We start from the raw sequence: 13769 nt of genomic DNA on the forward strand, positions 1-13769 counted from the left end.
GTCTTAAAGATTTAGCAGTATGGTTAGTACGAGAGTCAATATTCCCGGATATAAGGTTAGCGAAGAACTCTACAATGGTTCTAGAACCATCGTTTATCGAGGGTATCGAGAGACTGACTCATTACCCGTAGTGATTAAGTTGCTGAAAAATCCTTATCCGAGTTTCAGCGAACTTTTGTCGTTTCGTAATCAGTACACCATAGCGAAAAATCTCAACTCACCTCTGATCGTCCAAACCTATAGCCTAGAACCGTATCAAAATGGTTATGCGTTGGTAATGGAAGACTTTGGGGGGATTTCTCTCAAGGATTGGGGATTAAGGAGTGGGGAGTGGAAAGTTGGGCGAAACCTAGAATCTTTGATGGAGTTTTTAGAAATTGCGATCGCACTGTGCAACACCTTAGATATATTGTATCGCGATCGGATTATTCATAAAGATATCAAACCCGCCAATGTTTTAATTAATCCAGAAACCAAACAAGTTAAATTAATTGACTTTAGTATTGCATCCCTACTACCACGGGAAACTCAAACACTGATGAATCCCAATGTTTTGGAAGGGACACTTGGTTATATTTCTCCCGAACAAACAGGAAGAATGAATCGGGGGATTGACTACCGGACTGATTTCTATTCTTTAGGTGTCACTTTTTATGAACTACTTACGGGTGAGTTACCGTTTCATTCAAACGATCCGATGGAGTTGGTACATTGTCATCTAGCAAAACTTCCACTATCCCTTCAGGAAGTTAAAAGTGGCGAGATTCCGCAAGTGTTGTCAGATATTGTCATGAAATTGATGGCAAAAAATGCTGAAGACCGCTATCAGAGTGCATTGGGACTGAAATTTGATTTAGAAACTTGTTTATCTCAACTCCAAGAAACTGGTGAAATTAAGCATTTCCCAATTGCTCAACGGGATCTGTGCGATCGCTTTATTATCCCTGATAAACTTTATGGACGAGAAACAGAAGTAGAAACTCTCCTACAAGCATTTGAGCGAGTTAGTACAGGTGCGACAGAAATGATGCTGGTGGCTGGTTTTTCGGGTATTGGTAAAACCGTTGTAGTTAACGAAGTTCAGAAACCAATCGTCAAAAAACGCGGTTATTTTATCAAAGGGAAATATGACCAATTTCAACGAAATATTCCCTTTAGCGCTTTTGTGCAAGCTTTCCGTGATTTAATGGGGCAATTATTAACCGAAAGCCATGCTCAAATTCAGCAATTTAAAACCAATATTTTAGCGGCTGTAGGTGATAATGGACAGGTGATTATTGAAGTCATCCCCGAATTAGAAAGAATTATTGGTCAACAACCACCTGCTACAGAATTATCAGGAACTGCTGCCCAAAATCGGTTTAATTTATTATTTCAGAAATTTACCCAAGTCTTTACCAGTGAAAAACATCCATTAGTGATGTTTTTAGATGATTTACAATGGGCAGATTCAGCATCGTTGATGTTAATACAGTTATTAATGGCTGATACAAAACATCTTTTCTTAATTGGTGCTTATCGTGATAACGAAGTCAATTTAGCACATCCATTAATATTGACTTTGAATGATATCCAAAAAACAGCAGCTACAATTAATACGATTACTTTAGCGCCTCTAAGCCAATCGCAAGTCAATCAATTAGTTGCTGACACACTTAAATGTACAAAAGATTCGGCATTACCTGTTTCTCAATTGGTATTTCAGAAAACTCAAGGTAATCCGTTTTTTGCCATACAGTTCCTCAAGGCATTACACCAAGATGGATTAATTGAATTCACCCCCCCAACCCCCCCTTACCAAGGGGAGGCTACGGGAGGATGGCAATGTGATATCACCCAAATAAATCAGCAAGCGGTGACAGATGATGTTGTTAAGTTCATGGTATTTCAATTACGAAGACTGCCTCAATCAACTCAAAATGTATTGCAGTTAGCCGCTTGTATTGGTAATCAATTTGATTTAGCAACTTTGGCGATTGTTTGGGAATCATCAGAAATTGAAACAGCTGCTAGTTTATGGAAAGCTTTACAAGAAGGGTTGATTTTACCAATTAGTGATGTTTATAAATTTTATCAGGGAGAAAATCACGATCGCTTGGCGCTGTCAAATAGGAATACCAATAAACAATTAGCCAAATATAGATTTTTACATGACAGAGTACAACAAGCTGCCTATTCTCTAATTCCTGATAACCAGAAACAAGCAACTCATCTCAAAATTGGTCAATTACTTCTACAAAATTCCTCTCAAATAGAACATGAAGAAAAACTGTTTGATATTGTTGGACATTTGAATTTAGGGCAAGAGTTGATCGCCCAATCAAACGAACGAGAAGCCTTGGCTCGACTTAACTTAGCAGCAGGAGGTAAAGCTAAAAATTCTACTGCTTATGCTGCTGCCAGAGCCTATTTACAAACTGGGATTGAGCTACTCACAGGGAATTGCTGGCAAGATCGATATGAATTGACCCTGAGTCTCTATGTTGCCGCCGCCGAAGCCGCCTACTTAAATGCTGACTTTGATGGCATGGAACAGATAGCGGCGCAGGTGTTGCAATCAGCCCAGACGATTTTAGATAAAGTTAAAATTTACGAAATTCAAATTGCTGCCCAGACTGCCCAAAGCAGACTATTAGAAGCGATCGCAGTTGGCAGAGATGCCTTAAAGCAATTGGGAGTTGAGCTACCCATTGAGCCAAACAATGCTGAGATTGGTAAAGCTTTACAAGTCCTTGCTAGTCAACTTGCAGACAAACAAATTGAGGAACTAGCTGACTTACCAGCGATGACCGATCCCCAAGCACAGGCAGCCATGCAACTGTTAGGAATGTTGTTTGCACCTGTTTTTCAAGGAATGCCGGGTTTATTGCCCCTAATTAGCTCCACAATGGTCAGCCTATCGCTTAAGTTTGGGAATACGCCTGCCTCCACGGTGGGGTATGCGCTGCACGGAATGGTGCTATGTGCCTTTTTGGGAGAGGTTGAAGGGGGCTACGGTTTTGGGCAATTGGCATTGAATTTGCTAGATCGGTTCAATCTACGGGAATTCAAATCCATAATTTCTATGTTGTTTGGTGGCTTTATTCAGCATCACCAAGAAGCTCTCTCAGCAACAATACCGTTGCTGAAAGCTGGTTTTACCTCTGGTATGGAAACTGGCGATTTTTTACACGCTGGCTATAACGTATGTTGTTACAGCTATGCCGTCTTTTGGAGTGGCTCTGAACTTAGCAATTTGGAGTTAGATATCGTAAGTTACAACGCCGCCTTAACTCAGGCGAAGCAACATTCTGCCCAGACTTATGTGAGTATTATGCGGCAGGCAGCACAGAACTTTAGGGAAACCCAAATTCAGCCCGATTGTTTGAGCGGCAGTATCTACGATGAAACGGTGATGATTGCCAAACATCGTCAGGCTAATGAACTCACGGTGATGGCTGAGTTGTATATCTACAAACAGTTGCTTGCCTATTCTTTTGGTGATTACAAAGCTGCGATCGCTTACATTGAGGAAGGGGAGAAGTATTTACTTGCAGTATCAGGATTGATTTTTGTTCCGATTTCCCATTTCTACGCAGCCCTGACGCACCTAGCTCTATTTTCCACCCAGCCAGAAATTGAACTTTCCGTAATTCTTGCCCAGGTGGAAATCCATCAAACCACTCTGTACCGTTGTGCGCAAAATGCTCCCACAAATCATCTGCATAAATGGCATTTAGTTGAGGCTGAAAAACAAAGAGTTTTGGGCAATAAAGCAGAAGCACTGGAAAATTACGATCGCGCCATAACTCTAGCTAAAGCCAACGGCTACATCCAAGAAGAAGCACTTAGCAATGAACTACTAGCCAAATTTTATCTCGATTGGGGTAAAGAAAGAGTTGCCCAAGCATATATGCAAGAAGCATACTACTGTTACGCTCGTTGGGGCGCAAAAGCCAAAATAGAAGACCTAGAAAAACGCTATCCCCAACTACTCCAATCAATTCTGCAACAGCAACGAATCAACTTCAATACCTTAGAAACTATTAGCTTTCGCAGCACTTCTTCATCTACTCGCACTTCTACCACTGGCAGCACTAGTATTTCCCAGACATTAGATTTTACCTCTGTCCTCAAAGCCGCTCAAGTTATCTCCAGTTCTCTGGAATTAGATCAACTCATTGCCAGCTTGACCCACATTATCCTAGAAAACTCTGGCGCCAAGAAAGCTGTATTAATTCTTCCCCAAGATGAGGACACTGCCGTGCGGGGGGAACCCTTGTTGAAAAAAGTGTCTGGTGATAATTGGCAAGTTAGGGCAATTACCTTTATCAATCATGACCAAATACAAACCATTCTGGAGCCACAATCACTCGCTAATTGTCAAGAGATTCCCGCAACAATTATCAATTACGTCAAAAATACTCAACAAACAGTTGTTATAGACAATTGCAAAACAGATACCATTGGGTTGATTGGGGAATATATGCAACGAACACAACCCCAGAGTGTATTATGTACCCCGATTATTAATCAAGGGCGTTTAGTAGGGATTCTTTACCTAGAAAATCAACTGACTCAAGGAGTATTTACTAGCGATCGCCTTTCTGTTGTAAATTTCCTCTGCACTCAAGCCGCAATTTCTTTGGAAAATGCCCAATTATATAATCATCTCCAGGAGCGAGAAAAGTTTCTCAGTAGTATTTACGAAGGTGTTGGCTGTCTGATCTGTGTGATTGATGTCCGGGATAATGGTAAGTTTGAATACACAGGATGGAGTAAATCATGCGAATTAGCAGTTGGTATCCCTGCTTCCCAAGTGCTAGGTAAAACTCCGCAAGATTTACATGGTGATGAAGGTGCAGCAGTATCTCAAAATCATCTGCGTTGTTTCCAAACTGGAATACCCATCACCTATGAAGAATGTCTAACATTTAACGACCAGAAAACTTGGTGGTTAACCACACTCAGTCCATTAAAAGATCGGACGGGCAAAGTTTATCGCATAGTTGTAACAACTATTAATATTAGCGATCGCAAACAAGCTGAATCAGCGGTTACAGAAAAATCTCAAGCACTCGGAACAGCCTTAGAAGATTTACAGCAAGCCCAATTACAAATTGTTCAAAGTGAGAAAATGTCAGCGCTAGGCAATTTAGTTGCTGGCGTAGCCCATGAAATGAATAATCCTTTGGGCTTTATTGCTGCAAGTCTCAAACAAGCTAAGCCCACTATTGCTGATGTTGTGCAACACTTGAAACTTTATCAAGAAAGTTTACCTAATCCGGGTGTTGAAATTATTGACCATGCAGAAGAAATTGACTTAAATTATAGTTTAGAAGATTTACCCAAGGCAATAGATTCAATGGTGATGGCGTGCGATCGCCTGAAAAATATCAGCACTAGTTTAAGAACTTTCTCCCGCGCAGATAAAGATTACAAAGTGCCATTTAAAATTCATGAAGGAATTGAAAGTACAATTTTAATTCTCAAACATCGCCTCAAAGCCAATGAGCAACGTCCAGCAATTGAAGTAATAACCGATTATGGCATTTTGCCTCAAGTTGAATGTTTTCCTGGGCAATTAAACCAGGTGTTTATGAATATCCTAGCTAATGCCATTGATGCCTTAGATGAGTCGAATAGTGGGCGGAATTTTGCAGACATCCAAGAAAATCCTAACAAGATTACAATTCAAACCTCATTACAAGATAATCAAGTGAAAATAACGATTGCTGATAATGCTAATGGCATGAATGAAGCAGTCAAACAAAAGATATTTGACCATTTATTTACGACGAAATCTGTAGGAAAAGGAACGGGTTTAGGATTAGCGATCGCCCGTCAAATTGTTGTGGAAAAACACGGGGGTTCGATACACTGCAACTCCTTCCCAGGAAAAGGTACAGAGTTTGCGATCGCAATTCCAGTACGGCAATAAACAGTACTGAGTAGACCAACTTTAGCTAAGAAGATTCTGTCACCCCACCTGTACATGAGCGTGTAGCGTTCATGCATAAAAGACATCTTCTCTACGAGACGCTCCGCGTTGGTCGTTGGATTAATTAAGCTTTTGAGCAATTTTTGCGTAAGTCCTGAGTTAGGCAGGACTGGCTCAACCCTAGCTATCCGCAAACAGCACTAAGTAAAGTAAATCGGAGTTGAACATGTGTACTGAAAAAATCAATGAAGAGATATTGCTTTTACGTCAGCAAAATGCCCAATTGCTGCAACAACTAGAAGCATTGCAAGACCTTTACTCAACTACGCTGTTAGCCGAACAACATCAAATTTGGGAATTAGTTACTGATGAAGTCCCACAAGATTTACAACTGATAGAATTACAGTCGAAGTTGGCAGATAATTCTGCCTTTGTAGAATCAGCAAAGAAAATTCGCGGACAGCATCACCAAGCGGCGGCAACTGCTTTGGCTGAGAGTGAGGCTAAGTATCGCCAACTCGTGGAAAATATCAGCGACCTGATTTTTTCCATGTCAGTACAAGGTCTTTTTACTTATGTCTCACCACAGTATAAAAATGTTTTAGGATGGGAACCTTCAGACTTAATTGGTCAAACCTTTGCCCCCCTGCTTCATCCTGATGATTTCCCCCTAGCCCAGAGAAAAATCCAAGAAATGGTAGAAACCAAGGGGCAGCGGATCGCAATAGAATTTCGCCACTTAAAAAAGGATGGAGATTGGTGCTGGATGAGATCGGTAGCTTCACCAATTTTCGACTCAGACGGTGAAATTATTGGTCTTCATGGCGCTATTAGCGATATCAGCAGTCGCATACAAGCTGAAGAATTAATCAAAGCCTCGCAAGCAGAATTACTCGCCTTGTTCAACGCTATGCAGGATGTAATTCTTGTCTTAGATGCCGAAGGAAGATACCTAAAAATCGCTCCTAGTGGTGCGCCCTTACTCTACCAACCTCCTGCGGAACTGCTGGGCAGAAAAATACATGAGGTTTTACCCTCTGCTTGTGCCGACTATTTTCTCAACTCTATTCAACAAGCACTCTTAACTAAAAAAACTGTGAAGGTAGAATATAGCTTGCCTATAGGCGAGCAAGAGGTTTGGTTTGAGGCGAATATTGCCAGCATGAGCGAAAACACCGTTGTTTGTGTCGCCAGGGATATTAGTGAGCGCAAACAGATGGAAGACCAATTGCGACAACAAACAGAAAATTTAGCACAAACTCTTCAAGAACTCAGACAAACTCAAGCACAAATGATTCAAGCAGAAAAAATGTCTAGTTTGGGTCAACTTGTGGCTGGAGTTGCCCACGAAATCAACAACCCCGTTAATTTTATTCACGGTAATCTCACCTATCTTGAGGAATATACTCAAGACCTGTTACGAATAATTCACCATCAGCAGCAATCTGGTAATAAGTTGGAATTTCAGGCTTTGTGTGAGGAAATTGACCTAGAGTACATCCAGAAAGATGTACCAAGAATATTGAGTTCGATGAAAGTTGGCACTCAGCGCATCCGTCAGATTGTGCTGTCGTTACGAACCTTCTCACGCATAGATGAAGCCGAGTTTAAAGCAGTAGATATTCACGAAAGCATCGACAGTACTCTAATGGTATTGCAACATCGCTTCCAAGAAACAACAAAGTTTCCAGCCATTCAAGTCATCAAAGACTACGGCACATTACCTTTAGTGGAATGCTATGGCGGAGAACTCAATCAGGTGTTTATGAATATATTGGCGAATGCCATTGATGCTTTAGAAGAATGGACAATTGAGAATGCACAATTAAGAATAGACAATTTAACATCAGGGTTGTTAGCTCCCACCATCGCCATTCGTACATCAGTGATAGATTCCAGTTGGGTAAAAATTGCGATCGCTGATAATGGAATAGGTATGTCAGAACAGATTCAAAAACAAGTTTTTAATCCGTTTTTCACCAACAAGCCTGTAGGTAAGGGAACAGGTATGGGAATGTTTATCAGTTATCAAATCATTACAGAAACACATGGTGGTAAACTGGAATGTCATTCAACACCAGCAGTAGGAACAGAGTTTGTAATTACAATTCCAATTCGGCATTGACCGAATAAGGCGAAAGAAAGAAAATAAATAATGGTTGTCAGCCTCTAAATTCATTTATCAGAATTATCTGCTTACTTTTTAACCACAAAGTTGCACTACTACAGCACGAACATACCATTTGAAATGGTACAAGAGCTTGGAATACAATTCTTTTGACTTTTGACCCTTCGACTGCGCTCAGGTCAAGGCTGAGCGAAGCCGAAGCCTTGACTTTTGACTTCCGCCTTGCGGTACTGGTTTACCACCGCTTTCTATGACCATTAACTATTGACTAATGGCTAAACAATCTGTTTCTGCCCACCAGGCGTAAATAGGTGTGTCGCGGTCTGGTAAAGTGCCCAAAGTATTAGGTTGCAACACATTAATACTAATGCCATTTGTTAATTCCATAACATAATTAACGTGTGTGCCCAAATACATAATGTTGATAAGCCGTCCTTCAAAGCAGTTAACTGGCAAATTAGGTGGATACAGCGAAAGCTGTATTTTTTCTGGACGCACACTCACTACTACAGCTTGTGATAATTCAGTTGGTGTATCCTCAGCGCGGCTAATAACGATTGATAGTCCCATTTTTGTGGAAATTTTAATATTAGAGGAGTCTACCGCGACGATTTCACCACTAAATAAATTAGTATCACCAATAAAATCAGCAACAAAGGATGTACAAGGACGTTCGTAAATTTGGCTGGGAGTGCCAACTTGTTCAATTTTGCCTTGATTCATCACGGCAATGCGATCGCTCAAAGACAATGCTTCTTCTTGGTCGTGTGTCACCATCACAAAGGTTAGCCCCAAGTCTTTGTGTAAATTTGATAACTCAACCTGCATTTCTTTACGTAGTTTTAAATCTAACGCCCCTAATGGTTCATCCAGTAGTACTACGGTGGGACGGTTGACTAAAGCCCTGGCTAAAGCTACTCGCTGCTGTTGACCACCAGAAAGTTGATTGGGAAAGCGCGATCGCAAACTTTCCATTTTCACCAGTTTTAAAACTTCTTGGACTCTAGCTTCAATTTTAGATTTGGATATTTTTTTTAACCGCAGTCCAAAGGCGATGTTATTCCAGACATTCAGGTGGTTAAATAGAGCGTAACTTTGAAATACAGTATTGACGGGTCGGCGGTAAGGGGGCACATTAGTCATGGACTGACCCTGAATAAACACTTTACCAGCGTCAGCAATTTCAAACCCAGCAATTAAGCGCAGTGTTGTTGTTTTACCACAACCGGAGGGGCCTAAAATACTAAAAAATTCTCCTTGTCTGACATCCAAATCAATTCCATTTACTGCTGGTTCTTGGTTAAAAAACTTGAAGACGTTACGCAGTTCAACATCAAGTGGCTGAAAACTTGTTATCCCCCTCTGATTTTGCATGACAATTTGAGCCATAATCCTCAGTAGAATGCCGTGATTTTACGTTATCTTGTCAATTGCTCTAGTCTTTTGGGCAGACTATATTTGACACTTTGGTTTATTGTATCCGCCAAAAACAATTGTTCAAGAATATACTCGCCCGATTCTTTCATACCCAGTAAAAATAATAGAATTATGGTAAATTTATATACTCATTTTGCTACTTAGAGATTCTGCGATTAAGTTAACAAACCTTAAAATTGCATATTAGCAATTGCTAAAAGCCTGGCTGGAATTGCGTTTATTCATTTTGAATTTTGAATTGATACTTATGTCATTATTCCCATCACTTGGCAGCAAAAAAGATACACGTACAGTTGGACGTGGTTTCCAATCAATATTTTTAATCGTATTTACCCTATTAATGACCAGTGGAATTGAGGCTCGTTTGGCTTACTTGCAAATTGTTGAAGGGCCAAAACTCCGGGAACGAGCCGAAGCAAACCGAATTCGGATGATTCCCAAACAACCAGAACGGGGCAATATTTTTGACCGGAATGGCAAACTTTTAGCTAGTACTCGCTATCCTAGCTCAGTATATTTGTGGCCGATGGCACATACTAAGCCTTCCTGGTCTGTAGTTGGCCCGCGTCTAGCGCAAATTCTTAACATTCCCCAAGATGAGATGGAAAAGAAATTAGAACAAGCTGGTGCTAATTCTTCTTCACTCATCCGGGTTGCTCGCGATTTAAATGAAGCAGAAATTACGGCATTAAAGGAGTATAAAAATGAACTCCCAGAAGTGGAAATCAATACAGATTCTGTACGTTATTATCCCCACGGCAAGCAATTAGCACACGTATTAGGTTATACACGAGAGTTGACCGCCGACCAGTTAAAGGGCAAGAAGGAATTAGGCTACCGATTGGGAGATGTAATTGGTCAGATGGGCGTGGAAAAGGCTTATGAGAAAGCTCTACGGGGCGAATGGGGCGGTCAGCAAGTAGAAGTGGATGGTGCAGGTAGACCAATCCGGGTTATCGGAGAGAAACAGGCAAAAGCTGGTAATGATTTGCACCTAACCATAGATTTGGATGTGCAAAAGGCAGCCGAAAAAGCTTTGGGAAATCACCGAGGTGCGATCGCAGCACTCGATCCAAATAATGGTGCTGTTTTAGCATTGGTATCTTACCCCACCTTTGACCCAAATATTTTTTCCAAACAAAAACTCTCTCAAAAAGATTGGGAAAGTGTCCAAGGTAAAGATCATCCCTTGGTGAATCGCGCTCTGAGTGCCTTTCCGCCTGCCAGTACTTTTAAAGTTGTCACTACGACAGCTGGACTGGAATCAGGTGAATTTTCTCCTGACTCAATACTACAAACCTTTGGTTCCCTTACCGTGGGCGGGGTAACATTTGGTGAGTGGAACCACGCTGGATTCGGGCCATTAGGATTTCCCAGAGCGATCGCTATGAGTAGTGATACTTTCTTCTATCAAGTTGGCAGAAAAGTTGGTGGCCCAACTTTAATTAAATGGAGTCGCAAATACGGGTTTGGTCAAAGAACTGGTATTGAATTTCGGGATGAAGAATCAGTAGGCTTGGTTCCAGATGAAACATGGAAGCGGAAAGTTTTGAAAACGCCTTGGACTGTTGGCGACACCATTAATATGTCAATTGGTCAAGGCGCTTTGCAAGTGACACCTCTGCAATCAGCGATTATGTTTTCTGTCCCTGCTAATGGTGGGTATAGAGTTCAGCCGCATTTGCTTAAAGATAACGAAGAAGCAAAAAGTTGGCGAGAATCCTTAAATATGAAGCCAACAACTATCAAAGTTCTGCGCGACGGACTGCGAAAGGTGGTGAGTGAAGGTACTGGTAAGCGCTTAGATGTGCCGACAATTGCCCAAGCATCCGGGAAGAGTGGCACAGCTGAAGCTGGTGTTGGTCGCCCAAATCATACATGGTTTGGTGCTTATGCGCCCAGTAATAAGCCAGAAATTGTGGTTGTGGCCTTTGGGGAAAATACTGGCGAACATGGCGGTACTATTTGCGGGCCGATGGTTTTACAAGTATTAGAAGCTTATTTTCAGCATAAGTATCCAGGTAAGTATCAAAAACCTCAGCCCGATCCATCAGAAGCTAAAACTCAAAGTTCAGGACGTGGCACTGGAGACTAGTACCGCAAGTCAAAAGTCAAACAGGTATACAGCGTAAGAGTTTCTAGTCTATCCCATTAGTTTTGATGGGTGAAAAAGTTCGTAGTAAGGACTTTAGTCCTAGATTTTTAAGCACTGAAGTGCTTACTACAAACTCATCAAAATTAATGGGACAGACCAGTAGTGTGCAAAGTTCAAAATTTAAGAAGCTTTTGGTCGAGGCAATAGAAGAGATGAGCTTATGATATCAATTGAAAACAAGTAATTACTGCCAATTAGTTTGCCCTTAAATACCTGCTAAGAATTTAGCAGAGTTATTTACAGATAATCTTAATTTTGAAATCCTCTTTTCCTTATGACTTTCCTTAAACCATCTCCACTTGGCGGACAAAAAAATACACGTACTGTTGGACAAAGTTTCCAGCCGATATTTTTAATTATATTTACTTTATTGATGCTGACAGGAATCAGCATTCGTTTGGCATATTTGCAAATTACTGAAGGAGCAAGCCACCGAAAACGAGCCGAGTCAAATCGAATTCGGATGATTCCCAAACAACCAGAACGAGGCAATATCTTTGACCGCAACGGCAAACTTTTAGCCAGTACTCGCTATCCTCGCTCTGTATATTTGTGGCCGATGGCACATACCAAGCCAGCGTGGTCATTAGTGGGAGCGCGTCTATCTCAAATTCTCGACGTTCCCCAAGAAGAGATGGAAAAGAAACTAGAAGAGGCAGGTGCTAACTCTTCTTCACTCATCCGAATTGCTCGTGACTTGAATGAAGCCCAAATCACAGCATTGAAAGAGTATCAAACTGAACTTAAAGACGTAGAAATCCATACAGAAGCCGTTCGTTACTACCCCCACGCCAAGGAATTAGCCCATGTATTAGGTTATACGCGAGAACTGACCGGCGGTCAGTTAAAAGAAAAGAAGCAGGAAGGCTACAGATTGGGTGATGTAATTGGTCAAATGGGAGTTGAAAAAGCTTATGAGAAAACTCTGCGGGGCGAATGGGGTGGTCAGCAGGTAGAAGTGGATGGTGCTGGTCGCCCGCTTCGGGTTTTGGGTGAGAAACAGGCAAAACCTGGTAACGATTTGCACTTGACCATAGATTTAAATATGCAAAAGACAGCAGAAAAAGCTTTAGGCGATCGCGACGGTGCGATCGTGGCTCTTGACCCAAAGAACGGTGCTGTTTTAGCAATGGTATCTCATCCCACCTTTAACCCAAATATTTTCTCGAAACAGAAACTTACCCAAAAAGATTGGGAATTTGTCCAAGGTGCCGATCATCCCTTGGTGAATCGCGCCCTCAGCGCCTTTCCACCCGCTAGCACCTTCAAAATTGTTACTACCACAGCCGGTCTAGAATCAGGAAAATTTTCTCCTAGCACAGTCCTGCAAACTTACGGTTTCCTGAGTTTTGGCGGCACGCGATTTGGTGAATGGAATCACGCCGGGTTCGGGCCATTGGGTTTTGTCGGAGCATTACAGTGGAGTAGTGATACCTTCTTCTATCAAATTGGTCGCGGAGTCGGCGGCCCAACTTTAATTGAATGGACTCGCAAGTATGGATTTGGTAAAAGAACTGGCTTTGAGTTTGGCAACGAAGAGGCAAAAGGTTTAGTTCCAGATGAGACATGGAAGCAGAAAACTTGGAAGATACCTTGGACTGTAGGCGACAGCATTAATATGTCAATTGGTCAAGGTGCTTTACAAACGACACCTTTACAAGTCGCCATCATGTTTGCTGTGCCCGCTAATGGTGGCTATCGAGTCCAGCCACATTTGCTTAAAGACAATGAAGAGGCAAAAAGCTGGCGAGCATCTTTAAATATGAAGCCGACAACCATAAGTGTTCTCCGTCAGGGACTACGGAAAGTAGTAGCTGAAGGTACGGGTAAAGCTTTGAAGCAGCCAACAGTTCCCGCAGTGGCTGGTAAAAGTGGCACTGCTGAAGCGTGGAAAGGCCGTGTTAAGCAAAATCACGCTTGGTTTGGAGCCTATGCACCTGCTGAACAGCCAGAAGTTGTGATTGTGGCATTTGCTGAACATTCCGGTGGTGGTGGTGGTAGCATTGCTGCGCCGATGATCTTACAAATTATGGAGGAATATTTTCAGCGCAAGTATCCAGGTAAGTATCAAAAACCAGCGCTTGAAAATCCAGAAAATAGCAGACGAAACTAGGTATTAGGCATTGTAC

Annotated in this window: 5 protein-coding genes; 4 read left to right on the forward strand and 1 reads right to left on the reverse strand. The window is 41.7% G+C overall.

Annotated features, from left to right (window positions below):
* The first annotated feature begins 19 nt into the window (after positions 1-19).
* On the forward strand, positions 20-5920 hold the full coding sequence (locus tag V7K53_RS26330) for an AAA family ATPase (RefSeq protein WP_335200461.1): 5901 nt from the start codon (positions 20-22) through the stop codon (positions 5918-5920).
* Positions 5921-6146: 226 nt separating this feature from the next.
* Entirely contained in the window at positions 6147-8045 is a 1899-nt protein-coding gene (locus tag V7K53_RS26335; protein ID WP_335200462.1) for a PAS domain-containing sensor histidine kinase, read from the forward strand.
* A gap of 264 nt (positions 8046-8309) precedes the next feature.
* On the opposite strand, the gene V7K53_RS26340 is transcribed toward V7K53_RS26335, so the two are convergent.
* Positions 8310-9437, reverse strand: coding sequence for an ABC transporter ATP-binding protein (locus tag V7K53_RS26340; protein ID WP_335200463.1), 1128 nt, complete (start codon positions 9435-9437; stop codon positions 8310-8312).
* Positions 9438-9732: 295 nt separating this feature from the next.
* On the opposite strand from V7K53_RS26340, the gene mrdA (V7K53_RS26345) reads away from it, so the two are divergent.
* Entirely contained in the window at positions 9733-11580 is a 1848-nt protein-coding gene (gene mrdA, locus V7K53_RS26345) for a penicillin-binding protein 2 (RefSeq protein ID WP_335200464.1), read from the forward strand.
* Between the two features lie 334 nt (positions 11581-11914).
* Positions 11915-13753 carry a penicillin-binding protein 2 gene (gene mrdA, locus V7K53_RS26350; RefSeq protein WP_335200465.1) on the forward strand — a complete coding sequence of 613 codons (1839 nt, stop codon included), beginning with the start codon at positions 11915-11917 and terminating at the stop codon, positions 13751-13753.
* Positions 13754-13769 lie beyond the last annotated feature (16 nt).

The organism is Nostoc sp. (assembly GCF_036917355.1).
Classification (GTDB): Bacteria; Cyanobacteriota; Cyanobacteriia; order Cyanobacteriales; family Nostocaceae; genus Nostoc.

Bases quoted from the DNA above. Each gene is read 5' to 3' on its own strand.
- mrdA (WP_335200465.1), top strand. From the start codon at position 11,915: ATGACTTTCCTTAAACCATCTCCACTTGGCGGACAAAAAAATACACGT.
- V7K53_RS26330 (WP_335200461.1), top strand. From the start codon at position 20: ATGGTTAGTACGAGAGTCAATATTCCCGGATATAAGGTTAGCGAAGAA.
- V7K53_RS26340 (WP_335200463.1), bottom strand. From the start codon at position 9,437: ATGGCTCAAATTGTCATGCAAAATCAGAGGGGGATAACAAGTTTTCAG.
- V7K53_RS26335 (WP_335200462.1), top strand. From the start codon at position 6,147: ATGTGTACTGAAAAAATCAATGAAGAGATATTGCTTTTACGTCAGCAA.
- mrdA (WP_335200464.1), top strand. From the start codon at position 9,733: ATGTCATTATTCCCATCACTTGGCAGCAAAAAAGATACACGTACAGTT.